Here is a 17,643-nt window from a genome sequence, read left to right on the forward strand (position 1 = left end):
CGTACGTCCGGCCCCTGACCGGCCGGACGGACCGGTACGGGAGCGCCGGTCAGACCGGCCGGTAGCGCCCCGGCTCGGCACCCGTCGCGACCAGGTCCGCGATCTGCTCGCAGGTGACGAACTCCACGCCGCGCGAGGCGACTTCGTCGAGCCAGTGCTCCAGGGCGAGGAGGCGGTGGCCCCGGCCGATGACCTCGGGGTGCATGGTGACCGTGAGGACGCCGTCCTCGAAGTCCCGCACCATGTAGTCGAGATCGGCCGTCCAGCTCGCGAACATCTCACGGGGGTCGCGCAGTCCGGGCATCAGTCCGGACGGGGTCCGCAGGAACTCCAGGTACGGGAAGTCGTCCAGGGACCAGGCGACCGGGATCTCCAGCAGTCCGGCCGGCTCGCCCCAGTGGACTCCCCCGTCGTGCGGGACGTCCGGCGTCCGGCAGGGGTACGGGGCGTAGTCGTGGCCCATCAGGCTGCTGTCGTACCGCAGTCCGTGCTCCACCAGCAGATCGACGGAGGCGTCGGACAGGTCCCAGGCGGGCGCCCGGAAGCCGCGCGGCAGCGTACCGGTGACCTCCTTCAGGGCGTCCAACGACCGCTTGAGCACCGCGCGTTCCTCTGCGGGCTCCAGGGCGGCGACGTTCTCGTGCGCGTGCCCGTGCACCGCCACCTCGTGACCCCGGTCGATGAGTTCACGGGTCAGCTCGGGGTACGTCAGCGCGGTGTGCCCGGGTACGAACCAGGTCGCGGGGATGGACCGGGACTCCAGGATGTGCAGCAGCCGGGGTACGGCGACGGCGGCGAACTCGCCCCGGGAGCGCGGGGTAGCGGTGAGCATGCCCCGGGCCATCCAGGAGGAGATGGCGTCGAAGTCGAAGGTGACGCAGACGTATCCGCTCCGCGAGGACCGGGAAATCGACGAGGTTTCCGAAGTCATGGGTGTCGTCGCTCCGTTCAGCTCAGCGGCAGTGCGGCGTTGCCGGTGCCCGCACCGCCGTCCACGGAGAGCGAGGCACCGGTCATCCACGAGGCGTCCGGACCGCAGAGGAAGGAGACCGCACCGGCGATGTCGTCGGGGACCCCCGCGCGGGGCCAGGGCTGTCCGCCCCGGATGGAGCGGACGTACGCCTCGCCGAGCGGGTTCACCTCGCTGTCGACCTCGATGAAGCCCGGGGAGACGGCGTTGACGTGGATGCTGTGCTCGGCGAGCTCCAGGGCGAACGCCTTGGTGAGCATGTCCAGTCCGGCCTTGGAGGTGCAGTAGTGCGCGGCACCCCGGCGGGCGCGGGCGGAGGCGCCGGAGCTGATGTTGACGATGTGGCCGCCGTGGCCCGCGTCCACCAGACGCCGGGCGAAGGCCCGCGAGAGGGAGAAGACGGCGGACAGGTTGACGTCCATGACCTGGTCCCACTGGTCGTCGCGCATCTCCAGGAGCGGGGCGCTCGGGTAGAGACCGGCCGCGTTGACCAGAATGTCCAGGCCGCCGAACACCTCCCACGCACGGTCCACGAAGTCCGGCAGCGAGGCGCGGTCGGTGAGGTCGACCTCCATCGCGGCGAACGGCCCACCGCTCTCGGCGACGAGCGGGGCGAGGCGGTCGGCGCGGAGGTCCGCGAGGATCACCTTGACGCCGTCCTTGCTCAGCCGCCGCGCGACGGCCGCCCCGATGCCGCCGGCCGCTCCGGTGACCAGCGCGATCCTGGGCTCGTTCCGCGCGGGGGTGCTCTCGGGGGTGCTCACAGTTCTCCTTCTGTCCCACGCGCCGTGTCGTGGGGCTTGTCGTCATGGGTCGTGCGGTCGTGTGTTCCGTCGTAGTGGGTCAGGCCGTCGAATCCGGCCCGCAGGTCGCCGTACCGCTCGGCGGCGGGCCGCCCGTCCGGCTCGCCCGCCGTACGCGACGCGCGCCGGGCGAGGGTGTCGTACGCCCCGGCGGCGCCGTCGGCCAGCAGGTCGATGACGCACCAGGCCATCAGCACGGCCGGTTCCAGGGCGGCGAGGACGTGGTCGGTGACCATGTAGTCGACGCTGTGCGCGTCGCCGGTGGCGCCCCCCGTGAAGGGGTGCAGCACCGGCATGACCGCGCCGAGGTCCCCCATGTCGGTGGAGGCGCCGAGGTGCCGGCCGGGGGCCACCGCGTCCGGGCCGAAGAGCGCGGTGCCGTTGGCCCTGGCCAGCTCGGTGAGGGCCGGGTCCTGGTGGTGCGGGAGGTAGTTGAGGGTGGTCTCCACGGTGGCGCGGGCGCCGAGCGCCACCGCGCCCGCCCGTGCCGCCCGGTCGACGACGGCGCAGGCGCCGCGCAGGGCGTCCAGGGTGCGGGCCCGGACGACGACTTCGAGCTCGGCGCGGTCCGGTACGGCGGTGGGCGCGTCGCCCCCGTGCGGCAGCACGGCGTTGACGCGTACCGCGTCCTCGTCGCGGAAGGTGTCCCGCTGGGCGTCGATCGCGCTGATCGCGAGCATCGCCGCCTTCAGCGCGTTCACCCCGTGCCACGGGGACGAACCGGCGTGGCTGGACCGGCCGGTGAAGACGATCCGCTTCACCACCGACCCGTTGTGGCTGTCCCCGACGCTGAGCCGGGCGGGCTGCCCGGACGTGTGAACGAGCATCGCCATGTCCACATCGTCGAAGGCACCCCGCGCCAGCAGGTCGGCCTTGCCGACCAGGTGGATCAGTTCACCGGCGCGTACCCGTGTCCGCCGCCACTCCAGCTCGACGCTCTCCTCGGCCGGTACGGCGAGGAACGCCACGTCCCCGTCGAGGTGCTGCCGCACGGCGGCGAGGCCGATCGCGGCACCGATCATCGACGCCACCTGGGCATGGTGGCCGCAGGCGTGGGCCGCCCCGGTCTCCGGGTCGGCGAGCGGGTGCCGGGGCAGTACGAGGGCGTCCAGTTCGCCGAGCACGGCGACGGTGGGGCCCTGGGTGCGCCCGGACATCCGCGCCTTCACCCCGGTGAGGGAGAGACCGCTCTCGAAGGGGAGCTCCAGCTCCGTGAACCACCCGGCCACCTTCGCGGCGGCCCGGTGCTCACGGAACCCGGTCTCCGGGTGGCGCTGGAGGTCCTCGCTGAGGTCCAGCAGTCGCTCCCGGTGCCCCTCGATCGCCGCCCGCGCCCGCTCCTTGAGCCGCGCGACGGGCACGGAGCCGGGGTCGGAGCCGGGGTCGGAGCCGGTACCGCTCGCGGGTACGGGGCCCGTCACGCGGCGCTCACCGCGACGGGCTCCGGGGCGGACTCGGGGGTGGACTCGGGGGCGGAGTCCGACAGGTCCACGTGACGGCCGAGGCCGGCCCGGAACGCCTCCGGGGTCTGCGGGGTGACCAGCGCGCCGACGATCGCCAGGACGCAGCCGATACCGAGGAAGGAGAAGGCCGCGCCGTAGGAGAAGTGCTCCGCGAGGAAGCCCATCACGAACGGGGAGACGGCACCGGCGAGCTGGCCGCCGAAGTTCACCATTCCGCCGCCGACACCCGCGTACTCCGGGGGCAGCATGCGCAGCGGCAGGCCGAAGATCTGCATGTACGCCAGGTACATCACGAGCGTCGCGCAGGTCTCCCAGGCGATGAACTCGCCCGCCGACCCGGCACGCACCATCATCACCAGCAGACCGCCCAGGGTCACCATGACGGGGATGACCACCCTGCGGTGGTTGCCCTTGAGGAAGCGGTCGAAGAGGTAGCCGCCGATCATCATGCTGATCGCCGCGGCGACCCACGGGATGCCGGACAGCAGGCCCACGCCGGTGAGCGAGACGTCCTTGTTCTCACGGAGGTAGGACGGCACCCAGGACACCAGGCCCCACCCGATGATGTTGAACCCGCACATCATCAGCGCGAAGCGCCACATCATCGAGGACTTGAGCAGGCCCAGCGCCTGACGCAGCGACACCTGGGCGACCGGCTCGGGAGCCGTCTCGCTGCCGGTCGCCACGGCGAGCTCCTCGGTCGTCAGCGGCTTCGGCATGCCCTTCCACAGCACGAGCACGATCAGCAGGCCGAGGACGGACACCGCCCAGAACGCCCCGCGCCAGCCGAAGGCCACGATGAGCGGCGCGGCGACGATGGGGGCGATCGCGGAACCCAGCGGGTTGGACGCGGACATGATGCCGTTGGCGGTCAGCCGCTGCGCCGGGGTGGTGCGCTCGCTCAGCGCCTTGATGGAGGCGGCCGGGTACATGCCCTGGAAGATGCCGAAGATCGCTCGGATCACGATCATCGTCGTCAGGCCGAGGGCCAGTCCGCTCGCGGCGGTGAAGATCGCCCAGCCGCCGGCCGCCACCAGCATGGTGGGGCGGGCGCCCTTGGTGTCGGCGAGGATGCCGCCGGGGATCTGCATCGCCGCGTAGGTGATGAAGAAGGCGGTGAGGATCAGGCCCTGCATCGTCGTGCCGAGCCCGAAGTCCTCGCCGATGTCCGGCAGGGCGAGGGTGATCACAAGCCGGTCGATGTAATCGATCAACCAGGTCATGAAAAGCACGGCGACTGCGGCCGTGGCCACTCGCTTGGCCGAGCGTGCCCGGGAGCTGCTGCCCTCTGTCATCTTCCACCTCCACGCGGATACCGGTCGATCACGACCCGGAACCTGTCGTCGGATCGTGGTCAGCAGTGTGCAAACCCGGCGTACCCCCACGGTTTGTGGACGACGAAGAGGTTTTCGGCGTTTCCTCGTGCTCCCCGACAAACGCGTTCGGTCCGAGGGCGAAAAGCTGTACGGCGGCGTTCAACCGCTCGTAAGGATCGGCCAGGTCGAGCCCGGTCAGGTCACGTATCCGACTCATGCGGTAACGCAACGTGTTCGCGTGGACGTTCAGTTCCCGCGAGGCCGTGGCGGTGTCCCCGAAGGCGTCGAGGTAGGCCGCCAGGGTCTGCGTGTACGCGGTGCCGCGCCGCAGATCGTGCGCGCGCAGCCGGTGCACCGGCCCGTCCTGGAGCCGCCGGTCCGCGGTGACGGCCTCGCCCAGCACCAGCAGGTTCGCGGTGCCGCGCACGTCCTCCAGGCAGGCGCTGCGGGCCTCGCCGCGCCGGGCCAGGGCGCGTACCACCAGCTCCGCCTCCATCCGGCTGGCGGGCAGCTCCCCCAGGTGCGGTACGCAGGGCCCGATGCCGGTACGCGGCCGGGCGCCGACCGCGTCGGCCACGGCGGCGGCGACCCCGTCCGCCGCCCGCCGTATTCCGTCCCGGTCGACCGGCCCCACCAGGGCGAGGACGACCCGGGAGGGGCCGGTGGTGGCCAGCGCCCGCCACCGGTACCCGGCGAGATGGCGCAGCGCCTCCTCCTTCGCCCGGTACAGGTCGGCGGCGCCGAACCGGCTGCCGTGCGCCGACAGGTCCGCGATGAGCACGGTGACCGGCGTCCCCGGATCGACGACCAGGTGGGAGGCGGCCAGCCGGGGATCGACGTCGCCGAGCAGGGCACGGCCGAAAAGTTCCTCGTCCAGCCGCCGCCGGGCCACCTCCTCCTGGTCGAGGCCGAGCAGCACGCTCACGGCGGCCGTGGCGGCGTCCGCGAGCAGCGCGGCGGCGTTCTCGGCGAGCGGTTCGCCGGGAACACCGCCCTCGGCGACCCAGATCGAGCCGAGGTTCTCCGTACCGGCGCGGACCGCCGCCGCGAGCCTGCGCCCCGCACCGAACTCGGGCACCGCGGCCACGTCGACGACCTCGGGGCCGGACCAGAGCCGCCGGTAGACGCCGAGTTCGACGAGCCGCGCCCGGTACCCGACCGGGCCGTGCTGGTCGAGCACGGCGGCCCGGCGCATCTCGTCGTCCCCGGGGCCGAGCCGGGAGGCGGCAAGCAGTTCCTGACCGGGGGTGAAGATCATCACCGAGCCGTTGACCAGCCGGGAGAGGGAGTTGGCGAGGCTCACCAGGTCGTGCCGGCGCCCGAACAACGCGGCCCGCCGTGTCCCGGGCCCCACCCGGACGGCCAGCAGGGCGCGCACCCGTCCGATCAGGTCCGTCCAGTCCTGGTCGGCCGCCAGCGCCAGGACCGCCACGCCTCGCTCCGTACCGAGGGCGCTCGCCTCGCGCAGGGCGCCGTCCCCGCCGTCCTTGACGATCACGGCGCTCGCCCCGGCCGCGACCGCCGCCCGGATCAGTCCACCGGGCTCGCTCCCGGCCCCGATACCGAGCAGCAGCCCGCCCGGCCGGTCGGGGGCGGCGGGGTGCGGTGCGTCCTGCCCCCGCGGACCGCCGGGTGCCGGCGCGCCCTCGTGGACGGTGAGCGTGCGGACCGGCACGCCGAGGCCGTGCGGGGCGGCCCACACGGCGACGGTTCCGGGCCCGAGGCAGTCCACGACGGTGGCCAGGGTCACCGGGGCGTCGGCACCGTCCTGCCCGGACGCGCCTGCGGCGTCCGCCACCGTGCGCCCGGGTGCGCCCACGTGCTCCGGGTTGTGCTCGGCCACGGCGGATCAGCTCCAAAACTTGGCGGGTCACACAAACTTTCGCATGTCGGGACAGAGCAATCATGCAGAGGCGTATCCCCACGGAAGCCGCGCCAAAGGAGTCCCGCCGTGCCCGCATCCCAAGTCATCGACCCGCGCGACCTGTTGCGCCGCCTCACCGACGACACCCAGGCGATGGTCACGGATCTGGAACGACTGGTACGGGCCGAGTCCCCGTCCTCGGACGGCGACGCCCTGGGCGCTTGCCGGGACGTACTGGCCGAAATCGGCACCCGCCTCCTCGGCACCGCCCCCACGGTGCTGCCGAACGACCCCGGCAACGGCCGACCCGGCGGGCTGCTCTGGCGCCTCGGCCCGGCCGACGTACGGCCCGTCCTGCTGGTGGGCCACTTCGACACCGTGTTCCCCAAGGGCACGCTGAAGCGCCGGCCGTTCCTGGTCGACGGCGCCCGGGCGACCGGCCCCGGCGTCTTCGACATGAAGGGTGGCCTGGTCCAGGGCCTCTACGGGCTCGCCCGGCTCCGCGAACTGACCGGTGAGGACCCCGCCGTCGCGTTCCTGATCACCGCCGACGAGGAGATCGGCTCCCCCGCCGGCGGCCCGGTCGTCACCGAGTGGGCGCGCAGGTCCCGCGCCGCGCTGGTCCTGGAGGGCGCGGCGGACAGCGGCGGGCTGAAGCACGCCCGCAAGGGCTGGTCGTTCTACGACATCCGCGTCAAGGGCATCGCGGCCCACGCGGGCCTGGAACCCAGCAAGGGCAGCAACGCCCTGACCGACCTGGCCAGGATCATCGTCGCCCTGGAGTCCCTCGCGGCGTACGACGACCGGGTCACCGTCACGCCGACGGTGGCGAGCGCGGGCACCACCCAGAACACCGTGCCCGACCGCGCACACGTCACGGTGGACGTCCGCGTCCCCGACGTCCAGGCGCAGAAGGACATCGACGCCGAACTGCACCGCATCGTCGCCGACGTGGCCCGGCTCCCCTTCGAGATCATCGGCGGCCCCAACCGCCCGCCCCTCGAAGAGGCCGCCGCCACGGACCTGCTGGAGACGGCCCGTACCGCCCTGACCGAACTGGGCCTGGAATGGCCCGGCTCGGCCGCCGTGGGCGGCATCTCCGACGGCAACCTCTGCGCGGCGGCCGGCACCCCCACCCTCGACGGCCTCGGCGCGGTGGGCGGAGGCCCGCACGCCGACCACGAGTGGGCCGACGTGACCCGCATGCCGGAGCGGGCGGCGCTGGTCGCGCGGATGGTGGGGCTGCTCCTACAGGAGGGGTGAGACGGGGGGCCGGGGTTCGGTTCGGGGCCGGGAGCCGGTTCGGGGGGCCGGTTCGGGGGGCCGGTTCGGGGGGCCGGTTCGGGGGGCCGGTTCGGGGGCCGGGAGCCGGTTCCGTACGGGAGGTACAGGGGTCCTTCCGTACGGAACCCGGCCCGCCCGGCCCGCGGCCTTTGAGCCTCAGCCCTGTTCCGCGTCCTGTTCCTGACCCTGTTCCGCGTCCGGGCCGCCGAGCCCGGCGAACATGTCCAGCAGCGACTGCGGGGCGTTCGGCGCGAAGATGGCCTCCAGCCCCTCGGCGGACTCCAGCGCCGTGCGCTCGGCGCGCGGGAAGAGAAGCTCCTCGTACGCCGAGAGCGCCGCTTCCGTGTCCCCCGGGTGCGCGGCCAGGCACCGGCCGAGGTCCGCCCCGTCGATCAGCGCGAGGTTCGCGCCCTCCCCGGCGAACGGCGACATCAGGTGCGCCGCGTCCCCGAGCAGCGTGACGCCCGGAACCCGGGACCAGCGGTGGCCGACGGGCAGCTCGTGGATGTGCCGGGGCACCAGCGGCCCGTCCGCCTCGGCGATGAGCCCGCGCAGGCTGGGCGCCCAGTCCGCGAAGTGCTCCAGGACGGCCGCCTTCGCCGCCCCGGAGTCGGTGAAGTCGACCGTACCCAGCCAGCTTTCGTCGGTGCGCAGCGCCACGTAGACATGCAGGCTGCCGTCCGTCTCACGGTGGCCCAGCAGCGCCTTCCCGTCGCCGAGCCCGAAGAACATCCCCCCGCCGAGCAGCGCCGCGGCCTCGGGGTGACGGGTGTCCGCGTCGAACAGATCGACCTCCACGAAGGAGATCCCGGTGTACGCGGGCACCGCGTCGGACACCAGCGGACGCACCCGCGACCAGGCGCCGTCGGCCCCGACGAGCAGATCGGTGGTGAACACCGACCCGTCGGCGAGCGTCACCTCGTACCGGCCGCCCCGGCTCTCGTCACCGTCCGTCGCCCGGCACGCCACCACCTTGGAGTTCCAGCGGATGGTGCCTTCCGGGAGGGAGGTGAGCAGCAGGTCGCGCAGGTCGCCCCGGTCGATCTCGGGGCGCGCGCCGGAGCCGTCGTCCTCCTCCTCCCGGTGGACGAAGCCGTTCTTGTCGAGCAGCCGCATCGCCTGACCGCCCGGGTGCACCTTGGCCAGGAACGCCTCGTGCAACCGCGCCTCGCGCAGCGCCGCCTGCCCGCTCTCCTCGTGGATGTCGAGCATCCCGCCCTGCTTACGGGCGTCCGGCGAGGCGTCCAGGTCGAAGACCGGGACGTCGATGCCGTGCACGTGCAGGACCCGGGCGAGCATCAGCCCGCCGAGCCCGCCGCCGATGACGGCTATGGGGTGGTGGGGGCTGGGAGTGGATGACGTGGATGACGTGGTGGTCGTCATGGCGTGGCTCCTTCTCGACGTACTTCGTACCGGCGACGGCTACGGCGCCGGATCGGATCAGTTCGGATCAGGTCAGGTCAGGTCGCGCGGGGTGGTCAGCGCACCGTTGACAACCACCCGGAACATCCACCCGAGGCGCTGCGGCGGGGCCCCGGAGAACAGGTCTTCGCCGAGCGCGGCGATACGCGGATACGTGTCGGCGGACGCGGCACGCAGCGCTCCCACCAGCGCGTCGTGCTCCTCCTCGGCCGAGTCGGTCTCCGAGCGGGTGCCCTGCTCGGCAGCGGCGGCGGTGGCCAGCTGGAGCAGTACGTCCACGCCCCAGGCGGCCTGCCCCGGAGGCACCCCGCCCTCGTCCAGCAGGGCGAGGATCGCCTCCACCAGCGCCAGGTAGTTCGCCCCGGTGGGCCGCGCCACGAGAGCGGAACGCGCAAGGCTGGGGTGCTCGAAGAGCACCCCCGTGTACGACCCGAGCACCTGGACGAGCCGCTCCCGCCAGTCCCCCGCCTCCGTCACGGGCCCCAGATCGACCGCGCCGAGGTACTCCTCCAGGATCGCGGCGTGCAGCTCGGCCGTGTTCCCGAAGTAGACGTAGAGCGAGGCCGGCCCGGTGTCCAGCTCCGTGGCCAGCCGCCGCATGGTCACCCGCTGAAGCCCTTCGGCCCGCATGATCCGCACGGCGGCCTCGACGATGCCCGCATGACTGAGCGCGGGCTTGGCGGGCCGCTCGCGGCGACTCCGGGGGGCGGGGGTGGGGCTCGCTGGTGTCATACGACGAGAGTAACGAACATGTTCGTCACGAACAAGTACTTCACGAACATGTTCGTTCTCGAATGCACGACGCCCTCAGGTTGCACCACACGCATCACGTGACACCCGCTCGCACATGGAGTCCAAGAGCGCTCAGCCCGAAATCGACCAGCGGGACCTGCCCGACCGGCCGCGCGAAATCATGGACGCCGCGCAGGGAGGGCAGTCCTTCACCGTCACCCGTGGCGAATGCCCGATCGGCGAGCCGATCCCTCTGCGCCGCCCTCGCCGATTCGTCTCACGCCACAAGTTCGCAGCCACGTCGAGAACCGGCCCCGACCTCGTCCTCGACCCGTTCCGCGCCGACCAGGACGCCACGGCCGACACCTTCCTGGACGGCCCCAGCCCCGGCTGACCTTCAGCCCCACAGGCAGGGTCTCGCGCGCCAACCTCAAGCCGCCGGCCCCGTGCGCGACCACGCTGCACACAGGCGCCGCTCCAGCACGGGACCAATCCCCGCACGCGCGGGGAGCACCGCCTCGACCGGGTCGCGCGGGTTCGGACTCCAGGACCATCCCCGCACGCGCGGGGAGCACAGCAGGGCGACCGGCGCCACGGAGCCGAGGACGGGACCATCCCTGCACGCGCGGAGAGCACTTCGGCGCGCACGAGTTCGCCGCCGAGAACGCGGGACCATCCCCGCACGCACGGGGAGCACTGGATGTCCTGGCACATGGTCGGGGTGTTGGTCGGGCCATCCCCGCACGCGCGGGGAGCACCCTTCCTGAACTGCGGGTTCATCCCGCCGAAGTGCTGGATTCGACCAACTTCACCGACTCGGACATTTCACCCTCCCCGCCACCTCTCACCACTGGCACCAAGTCAACAGCGCCCCACCCGCATCCCGCCGGAGAACAGGCCCCCAGCCACCCGCCCCACTCACACTCCCGCACCCCTCCCCGCTGTCAGTGCAGCGTGCTTGGCTGGCTCCATGGCTGACGCATACAGCACGGACGAGGGCGCGCACGGCTCCCGATCGCCCGCCTCCACTCTGAATCCGCAACCGGAACAGCCGAGTTCGCCCCACGCACCCACCCCCGCCTCCGAGATCGCCCCCGAGATCGCCACGCTCCTTGCCTGCCTGCGTGACCAGCGGCGCCACGTGCTCGGGATACTCGACGGGCTGGGCGAAGAGGCGCTGCGCCGACCCGTGTTGCCCTCGGGGTGGAGTTGCCTGGGGCTGGTCCGACACTTGGCGCTCGATGTCGAACGGTTCTGGTTCCGGGCCGTGTTCCTCGGTGACGCGGAGGTCATCCGGAGCCTGGACGGGATCGAGGATGCCTGGCAGGTTCCGGCTGGGGCATCGCCCTCCGACATCCTCGGCACGTACCTCGTCGAGACCGAGCGCGCCGACTCCGTCATCGCCGCCGCCTCCTCGGCGGACGCAGCCCTGGCCTGGTGGCCGAGCCACCTCTTCGGCGACGGATGGCGCCACCACACCCTGCGCGATCTCCTGCTGCACGTCATCACCGAGACCGCCTGTCACGCCGGCCATCTCGACGCGGCCCGCGAAATCATCGACGGACGGCGGTGGTTGGTGATCACCTGACCACGTGCGCGGCTCGCGTGACGCGCGAGCCGTCAGCCCCGGACACCCCGCAGAAGGTTGCGGATCAGAGCGTCGGCGAAGGCCACGTCGAGTGGCTCGTCGGGCAGTAGCAGGCGGTGGTAGCAGGCGCCCCACAGCTGGTCCACGACGACCTGCGGGTCCACGTCGGGGTGGATCTGGCCGAGCTCCTGCGCCCGGGTGAGCCGTTCGACCGCGAGGCGGCGGCGCGGGTGGGTGTAGTGCTCCGCGAGGGCGGCGGCGAGGGCGGTGTCGGTCTGGGCCGCGCCGACGAGTTGGGCGATCACCCGCCCGGTACGCGCATCAGTGAGCAGGCCGACGAAGGCGTGCAGCTGTGCGGTGAGATCGCGCTCGACGTCACCGGTGTCGGCGAAGGCGAGGGTGCTCTCCACCGCGCTGAAGTACGCCTCGAAGGCCAGGGCGCCGGGTGAGGGCCACCATTTGTAGAGCGTCATCTTGCTCGCGCCGGCGCGGGCCGCCACCTTCTCGAAAGTGATCCCGGCCAGCCCGGATTCGAAGAGCATCGCACCGGCCGCACCCACCACCGCTTCGCGCACCTCCGTCGCGGGGCGGCGGCCACGCCCGCGCCTGACGGGATCCTTCGACTCCTCGGCCATCACCACTCCCCTTCCCGCTCACCGACACGCATCAGGGCCCGGCGCGCCGCGTCAGCCGCACACCGGCCCCCTGCTTGCAGTATATGGACGATCGGTCTACATTTTTTAATGGACAAGCAGTCCATAAATGCCCCAGCAAGCGGGAGGCTGATCCCATGACCGACACCACCCAGCCCCAAAACACCAACAGCGGCAACAGCGGCAACAGCGGCAACAGCGGCAACAGCGGCAACAGCGGCAACAGCGGCGGCAACGACGGCAGCAGCGCCCCCGCCCGCGTCGCCATCGTCACCGGGGCCTCCGGGGGCATCGGCCGCGCCGTCGCCGAGCGGCTGGCTGCCGACGGCACCGCTGTGGTCGTGCACTACGGCCGGGACAGGGCGCGGGCCGAGGAGGTCGTGGCGGCCGTGGAGAAGCTGGGCGGGCGGGCCACGGCGTTCAGCGGCGACGTCGCGGACGAGCACGCGATGGCCGCGCTCTTCGCGGCGGGCGAGCAGGCGTACGGCGGTGTGGACGTGGTCGTGAACACGGCCGGGATCATGCTGCTGGCGCCGGTCGCCGAGTTCGACCTCGACGCCTTCGACCGCATGCACCGCACCAATGTGCGCGGCACGTTCGTGGTGTCCCAGCTGGCCGCCCGTACGCTCCGACCCGGCGGCGCGCTGATCAACTTCTCCACCTCCGTGACCCGGCTCCAGCAGCCCACGTACGCCGCCTACGCGGCCACCAAGGGGGCCGTCGAGGCGATGACGCTGGTCCTCGCCCGCGAGCTGCGCGGCCGTGACGTGACGGTGAACGCGGTGGCGCCCGGCCCGACCGCCACCCCGCTCTTCCTGGACGGCAAGCCGCAGCAGGTCGTGGACACCATCGCGGGCCTCTCCCCGATGGAGCGGCTCGGCACCCCCGAGGACATCGCCGAGGCCGTCGCGTTCCTCGCCGGACCGGGCCGCTGGATCAACGGCCAGGTGCTCTACGCCAACGGCGGCGTCGCCTGACGGACGCGCCGGGTGCCGCCCCGGGGTTGGCCTCCCCCCGTACACGCAAGGGAGCCGAATACCGAAAGAAGCGGGCCACTGGCCGGTTTGTATCCTCGGCATGGTGCCGTCCGGCACCATGCGGGACCCGCGAGAGGACACACCGTGACCACCGAGCTGAGCTCCGACGCCCTGAGCGCCCCCGGCGCCCCGAGCGACCTGAGCGACCTTGTCGACCGTGCCAGGCAGGACTACGAGGAGCTGGCCGGCCGCGGTCTCTCCCTCGACCTGACCCGGGGGAAGCCGGCGCCGACGCAGCTCGATCTCTCCGAGGACCTGCTGAGCCTGCCGGGTGGCCGCCACACCGCCGCCGACGGCACGGACGTGCGCAACTACGGCGGTCTCCAGGGGCTGACCGAACTCCGCGAGATCTTCGCCGAGCAGCTCCAGGTGCCGGTGGCGCAGCTGCTCGCGGCCGGCAACTCCAGCCTGGAGCTGATGCACGACTCGCTGGTGCACGCGTTGCTCAGCGTGCTGCCGGGCGCCGAGTCGCGCTGGGTCGACCAGGGCCGGATCGCGTTCCTCTGCCCCGTCCCCGGCTACGACCGGCACTTCGCGCTGTGCGAGCGCTTCGGCATCGACATGATCCCCGTGCCGATGACCGAGTCGGGTCCGGACATGGACGTGGTCGAGCGCCTCGTCGCGGAGAACCCGGCCGTCAAGGGCATCTGGTGCGTCCCGAAGTACAGCAACCCGGACGGCGTGGTCTACAGCGACGAGACCGTCGCCCGGCTGGCCGCGATGGAGACCGCCGCACCCGACTTCCGCATCTTCTGGGACAACGCGTACGCGGTGCACCACCTCACCGAGGATCGGGTGGAGATCGCCGACCTGCTCGCCGCGTGCGACGAGGCCGGGAACGCGGACCGGGTGTTCGTGTTCGGCTCCACCTCCAAGATCACCCTGGCGGGCGCCGGCGTCGCCTTCTTCGGCTCGTCCCCGGCCAACGTGAAGTGGCTGCTCGCCAACAACTCGAAGCGGTCCATCGGCCCGGACAAGGTGAACCAGCTGCGGCACGCGATGTACCTGCGTGACGCGGACGGCGTACGCGACCTGATGGACCGTCAGCGTGCCGCACTCCAGCCGAAGTTCGAGGCCGTTCAGCGCATCCTCGAAGCGGAGCTGGGCGGTACGGGCCTCGCCTCCTGGACGAAGCCCAAGGGCGGGTACTTCGTGAACCTGGAGGTCGAGGAGGGCTGCGCGAAGGAGGTCGTGCGGCGCGCCGGTGCGGCCGGTATCGTCCTCACTCCGGCCGGTGCCACCCACCCGTACGGCGACGACCCGAGCGACTCCGTCATCCGGATCGCCCCCAGCTACCCGACGCAGGGTGAGCTGGAGGAGGCCATCCTCGGCCTGACCGCGTGCGTGCGGGTCGTCGGGTACGAGAAGCGGCTCGCCGCGAAGTAACGATTCCGTGCGGGCCGTACGCACTCCGGCCCGCCACGCGTTCCGGCCCGCCTCCCCCGTCGAGGGGAGGCGGGCCGGGGTGTGCCGGAACGCCCCGGAGAAGGGACCCTCGCGTTGACGGACGACAAGAACACCGGCGACAAGAACACCGGCGACAAGTTCACCGGCACCAAGAACACCGGCACCAAGTTCGCCGACAGCGCGAACACCGATGACGGGAACAACGGCGGCTCCAGGAAGTGGCTGTTCCTCGTCGGGGCGATCGCCTCCGAGGTCGCGGCGACGCTCGCCCTTCGGGCCGCCCTCGACGACGGGCCGTGGTACGTACTGGTGGTCGCCGGTTACGTCACCGCGTTCACGATGTTGGCGCTCGTCCTGCGCGAGGGCATGCCGATCGGCGTCGCGTACGGGATCTGGGGCGCGAGCGGTGTCGCGGTCACCGCCGTACTGGCCGCGTTCCTCTTCGGCGACCCGCTGACCTGGATGATGGGCCTCGGCGTGGTGGCGGTCGCCGGCGGGGTGATGACCGTGGAGATCGGCGCGCAACGCGCCACGACCGCCCGCGAGCAGGCCGCGACCGCCACGAACAGCCCCGCCTCCGCAGACCCGCGCCCCACCCCCGACCCCGAGGAGACCGCCCCGTGAGCTGGCTCTTCCTGATGGGCGCGATTCTCTGCGAGGTCAGCGGCACCCTCGCCCTGCGCGCCTCCGAGGGCTTCCGCAAGAAGGTGTGGCTGGCGCCGGTCCTGCTCGCGTACGTCGCCTCCTTCGGCTGCCTCGCGCTGGCGCTCTCCCACGGCATCGCGATCGGTGTCGCCTACGGCATCTGGTCCGCCTGCGGGGTCGCGCTGACCGCCGTCCTCGCCCGCCGCCTCTTCGGCGAACCCCTCACCCGGCTGATGGGCGCGGGCATCGTCCTGATCGCCGGCGGCGTCCTGCTGATCGAAGCGGGCGCCCACCCGTAGTACGCACCCTCCGCGCCCACCCGTGAGCCAGGTCCGGCGCGCGACCCCGTGACCCCGGCCGGCTACTCCGCCCGCCGCCCGCTGCCCAGGATGCGGCCGATCCCGTCCTCGAAGCGGGCCGGGAAGGTGTCCGCCGAGAGCACCGGCAGCGCTCTGCGCAGCGCCGGGTACGCCCCCTCCGCCACGGCCGCGCGCAGCCGGCCCTCGTCCGAGCCGGTCAGCGCCTGCTCCTCCTGCGTGAGGCCGAGGGTGAAGTACGTCAGGGCGTAGAGCGTCCAGGCCGCCGACTCGTCCGTCGCTCCACCCGCCACGAGGGTGTCGAGCAGGGTGTCGGCGAACCGCAGGGTGTGCGGTTCGGCCGCGTAGGTACCGGTCACCAGGGCGGCGCCGTCCCGGTGCGCCAGCAGGGACCGCCGGTAGCGCCGCATCAGCTCGCGCGCGCGTTCCTCCGCGTCCTCGGGCAGGTCCTCGTACGTGAGGGCACCCGCGAGGGCGTCGGCCAGCAGCTCCAGCAGCCGGTCCTTCGTCTTGATGTGCCAGAGCACGGTGTTCATGCGTACGCCGAGCCGGTCCGCGACCGCGCGGGTGGTGACGGCGCCGAGTCCCTCCTCGTCCAGCAGTTCCAGCGCGGCGGCCACCACGGCGGCGGGCGTGAGGCGGACGCGGGGCGGGGTCGTCGAGGACGCGGATTGCTTTTTGGTCACTGACCTAGTTTAGTTCGGACCAGTTACTGGTCACTGACCAAGAGCATCGAGGAGAGCAGCCATGGAAGCGAACACCGTGACGGAACGGGCCGAGGTCGTCGTCGTGGGGGCGGGCCCCACCGGGCTCTGGCTCGCGGCCGAACTCCGCCTCCAGGGCGTCCCAGTGACCGTCCTGGAGGCCCGGACGGAACCGAGCCCGCACTCCAAGGCACTCACCGTGCACCCCCGGACGGTGGAGATCCTCGCGATGCGCGGGCTCACCCAGGTCGTCGAGGCGGGCGCCCCGCTCCCGTTCGGCCACTTCGGCGCACTGACGAGCCGGCTGGACTTCCGGGGCTTGGACACCCCGTACCCCTTCACCCTGCTCCTGCCGCAGGCGCGCACCGAAGCTCTGCTGGAGGCCCATGCCCGTACGCGCGGCGCCGACGTCCGGCGCGGACACCGGGTGACCGGCCTGGAGCAGGGGCCGGATTCCGTACGCCTGACGGTGGACGGGCCCGGGGGCCCGTACGCGATCGAGGCGCGGTACGTCGTCGGCTGCGACGGCACCCGCAGCGCGGTACGGAAGGCGGCGGGGATCGCCTTTCCCGGCACCGACTCGACGGTCTGGGGCTGGCTGGCCGACGTCGCACTCGACGCGCCGCCCACCGGCCCGGTGACCGAATTCGGCGCGGCGGGCGGGGTGATGGCCGTCCCTCTGCCGGACGGACTCACCCGCTTCGTCGGCATCGACGCGGCGGGCGGGCGGCCGGACGCCCCGGAGCCGACACTGGACGAGGTGCGAGCCTCGACCGTGCGACTCCTGGGCACCGACTTCGGTATGCGTGACCCGCGTTGGCTCTCCCGCTTCGGCAACGCCACGCGTCAGGCCGCCACTTACCGGTCCGGCCGGGTCCTCCTCGCAGGGGACGCCGCCCACATGCACTTCCCCGCCGGGGGCGTGGGCCTCAACGTCGGTTTCCAGGACGCCACCAACCTCGGCTGGAAGCTGGCCGCGACCATCCACGGCACGGCCCCGGACGGACTGCTCGACTCGTACCACCGCGAACGCCACCCGGTCGGCGCACGGCTTCTCGCCTCCACCCGGGCACAGACCGCGCTGATGACCGCCCACACGGTCGAAGGGCAGGCCCTGCGTGCCCATCTCTCCGAACTGATCGACCGTGTACCGGAGTTCTCCCGCGCCCTGGCCGAACAGCTCGGCGCGCTCGACGTCCACTACCCGCCGGCCGACCCGACCACCGCGCACCCGCTGACCGGCACCCGCGCCCCCGACCTGGCGTTCGCCGAGGGCGGCAGCCTCTTCACGCTGCTGCGCGAGGGCCGGTACGTGCTCCTCGACCTGGGCGGCGGGCCGGGCGCCACGGCTGGCCACCGATCCGGGAGGCGTCGGCCCAGCCGCCGAAGATCTTGCCGAGCAGCGTGAAGACGCCCACCCCGCCGATCCAGGTCTGGA

General features: G+C 72.5%; 17 protein-coding genes. 8 read left to right on the forward strand and 9 right to left on the reverse strand.

Features of this window, described 5'->3' with window-relative positions:
• Window positions 1-49 precede the first annotated feature (49 nt).
• The 5 genes from ACWD3D_RS19525 to ACWD3D_RS19545 are packed head-to-tail and all read right to left on the reverse strand — an operon-like array spanning window position 50 to window position 6,395.
• Window positions 50-931, reverse strand: a complete 882-nt coding sequence (locus tag ACWD3D_RS19525; RefSeq protein WP_451462088.1) for a polysaccharide deacetylase family protein — start codon at window positions 929-931, stop codon at window positions 50-52.
• Between the two features lie 17 nt (window positions 932-948).
• Complete coding sequence (locus tag ACWD3D_RS19530) at window positions 949-1,734, reverse strand: SDR family NAD(P)-dependent oxidoreductase (RefSeq protein WP_451462089.1); 786 nt, start codon at window positions 1,732-1,734, stop codon at window positions 949-951.
• A complete protein-coding gene (locus ACWD3D_RS19535; RefSeq protein ID WP_451462090.1) occupies window positions 1,731-3,194 on the reverse strand; it encodes an amidohydrolase in 1,464 nt (487 codons plus the stop codon). Before ACWD3D_RS19535 ends, ACWD3D_RS19530 begins: the two co-directional genes overlap by 4 nt.
• Window positions 3,191-4,531 carry an MFS transporter gene (locus tag ACWD3D_RS19540; protein ID WP_451462091.1) on the reverse strand — a complete coding sequence of 447 codons (1,341 nt, stop codon included), beginning with the start codon at window positions 4,529-4,531 and terminating at the stop codon, window positions 3,191-3,193. The genes ACWD3D_RS19535 and ACWD3D_RS19540 overlap by 4 nt, the downstream gene beginning before the upstream one ends.
• Window positions 4,532-4,559: 28 nt before the next feature.
• The gene (locus ACWD3D_RS19545) at window positions 4,560-6,395 is read right to left on the reverse strand and encodes a PucR family transcriptional regulator (RefSeq protein ID WP_451462092.1); all 1,836 of its coding nucleotides are present in this window, start codon (window positions 6,393-6,395) and stop codon (window positions 4,560-4,562) included.
• A gap of 108 nt (window positions 6,396-6,503) precedes the next feature.
• Here ACWD3D_RS19545 and ACWD3D_RS19550 point away from each other — a divergent pair, with 108 nt between their 5' ends.
• Window positions 6,504-7,679: a M20 family metallopeptidase gene (locus ACWD3D_RS19550; protein ID WP_451462093.1), complete on the forward strand. Its 1,176-nt coding sequence runs from the start codon at window positions 6,504-6,506 to the stop codon at window positions 7,677-7,679.
• 177 nt (window positions 7,680-7,856) lie between these two features.
• On the opposite strand, the gene ACWD3D_RS19555 is transcribed toward ACWD3D_RS19550, so the two are convergent.
• The gene (locus tag ACWD3D_RS19555) at window positions 7,857-9,083 is read right to left on the reverse strand and encodes an FAD-dependent oxidoreductase (protein WP_451462094.1); all 1,227 of its coding nucleotides are present in this window, start codon (window positions 9,081-9,083) and stop codon (window positions 7,857-7,859) included.
• A 72-nt stretch (window positions 9,084-9,155) separates the two neighbouring features.
• Window positions 9,156-9,854: a TetR/AcrR family transcriptional regulator gene (locus ACWD3D_RS19560; protein ID WP_451462095.1), complete on the reverse strand. Its 699-nt coding sequence runs from the start codon at window positions 9,852-9,854 to the stop codon at window positions 9,156-9,158.
• Between the two features lie 115 nt (window positions 9,855-9,969).
• Between ACWD3D_RS19560 and ACWD3D_RS19565 the strand changes: the two genes are divergently transcribed.
• Together ACWD3D_RS19565 and ACWD3D_RS19570 are read left to right on the forward strand one after the other, a co-directional pair.
• Window positions 9,970-10,248: a prevent-host-death protein gene (locus ACWD3D_RS19565; RefSeq protein ID WP_451462096.1), complete on the forward strand. Its 279-nt coding sequence runs from the start codon at window positions 9,970-9,972 to the stop codon at window positions 10,246-10,248.
• 576 nt (window positions 10,249-10,824) lie between these two features.
• The gene (locus ACWD3D_RS19570; RefSeq protein ID WP_451462097.1) at window positions 10,825-11,442 is read left to right on the forward strand and encodes a DinB family protein; all 618 of its coding nucleotides are present in this window, start codon (window positions 10,825-10,827) and stop codon (window positions 11,440-11,442) included.
• 32 nt (window positions 11,443-11,474) lie between these two features.
• Here the strand turns inward: ACWD3D_RS19570 and ACWD3D_RS19575 are convergent, their stop codons facing one another.
• Window positions 11,475-12,077 carry a TetR/AcrR family transcriptional regulator C-terminal ligand-binding domain-containing protein gene (locus ACWD3D_RS19575; RefSeq protein ID WP_451462098.1) on the reverse strand — a complete coding sequence of 201 codons (603 nt, stop codon included), beginning with the start codon at window positions 12,075-12,077 and terminating at the stop codon, window positions 11,475-11,477.
• A gap of 155 nt (window positions 12,078-12,232) precedes the next feature.
• Between ACWD3D_RS19575 and ACWD3D_RS19580 the strand changes: the two genes are divergently transcribed.
• The 4 genes from ACWD3D_RS19580 to ACWD3D_RS19595 all read left to right on the forward strand — a co-directional run bounded on the left by ACWD3D_RS19580 (window position 12,233) and on the right by ACWD3D_RS19595 (window position 15,483).
• Window positions 12,233-13,072, forward strand: coding sequence for an SDR family oxidoreductase (locus ACWD3D_RS19580; protein WP_451462099.1), 840 nt, complete (start codon window positions 12,233-12,235; stop codon window positions 13,070-13,072).
• A gap of 144 nt (window positions 13,073-13,216) precedes the next feature.
• Window positions 13,217-14,518, forward strand: a complete 1,302-nt coding sequence (locus ACWD3D_RS19585; protein WP_451462100.1) for an aminotransferase class I/II-fold pyridoxal phosphate-dependent enzyme — start codon at window positions 13,217-13,219, stop codon at window positions 14,516-14,518.
• Between the two features lie 114 nt (window positions 14,519-14,632).
• On the forward strand, window positions 14,633-15,163 hold the full coding sequence (locus ACWD3D_RS19590) for a DMT family transporter (RefSeq protein WP_451462101.1): 531 nt from the start codon (window positions 14,633-14,635) through the stop codon (window positions 15,161-15,163).
• On the forward strand, window positions 15,160-15,483 hold the full coding sequence (locus tag ACWD3D_RS19595; protein ID WP_451462102.1) for a DMT family transporter: 324 nt from the start codon (window positions 15,160-15,162) through the stop codon (window positions 15,481-15,483). Before ACWD3D_RS19590 ends, ACWD3D_RS19595 begins: the two co-directional genes overlap by 4 nt.
• Window positions 15,484-15,545: 62 nt before the next feature.
• Here the strand turns inward: ACWD3D_RS19595 and ACWD3D_RS19600 are convergent, their stop codons facing one another.
• Entirely contained in the window at window positions 15,546-16,187 is a 642-nt protein-coding gene (locus tag ACWD3D_RS19600; protein WP_451462103.1) for a TetR/AcrR family transcriptional regulator C-terminal domain-containing protein, read from the reverse strand.
• 61 nt (window positions 16,188-16,248) lie between these two features.
• Between ACWD3D_RS19600 and ACWD3D_RS19605 the strand changes: the two genes are divergently transcribed.
• Window positions 16,249-17,613 carry an FAD-dependent monooxygenase gene (locus ACWD3D_RS19605; protein WP_451462104.1) on the forward strand — a complete coding sequence of 455 codons (1,365 nt, stop codon included), beginning with the start codon at window positions 16,249-16,251 and terminating at the stop codon, window positions 17,611-17,613.
• The last annotated feature ends 30 nt before the right edge of the window (window positions 17,614-17,643 follow it).

The organism is Streptomyces sp. NPDC002690, from assembly GCF_053592415.1.

Coding starts and splice junctions, on each gene's coding strand:
- ACWD3D_RS19525 (WP_451462088.1), bottom strand. CDS start 931: ATGACTTCGGAAACCTCGTCGATTTCCCGGTCCTCGCGGAGCGGATAC.
- ACWD3D_RS19540 (WP_451462091.1), bottom strand. CDS start 4,531: ATGACAGAGGGCAGCAGCTCCCGGGCACGCTCGGCCAAGCGAGTGGCC.
- ACWD3D_RS19555 (WP_451462094.1), bottom strand. CDS start 9,083: ATGACGACCACCACGTCATCCACGTCATCCACTCCCAGCCCCCACCAC.
- ACWD3D_RS19560 (WP_451462095.1), bottom strand. CDS start 9,854: ATGACACCAGCGAGCCCCACCCCCGCCCCCCGGAGTCGCCGCGAGCGG.
- ACWD3D_RS19565 (WP_451462096.1), top strand. CDS start 9,970: ATGGAGTCCAAGAGCGCTCAGCCCGAAATCGACCAGCGGGACCTGCCC.
- ACWD3D_RS19570 (WP_451462097.1), top strand. CDS start 10,825: ATGGCTGACGCATACAGCACGGACGAGGGCGCGCACGGCTCCCGATCG.
- ACWD3D_RS19575 (WP_451462098.1), bottom strand. CDS start 12,077: ATGGCCGAGGAGTCGAAGGATCCCGTCAGGCGCGGGCGTGGCCGCCGC.
- ACWD3D_RS19580 (WP_451462099.1), top strand. CDS start 12,233: ATGACCGACACCACCCAGCCCCAAAACACCAACAGCGGCAACAGCGGC.
- ACWD3D_RS19605 (WP_451462104.1), top strand. CDS start 16,249: ATGGAAGCGAACACCGTGACGGAACGGGCCGAGGTCGTCGTCGTGGGG.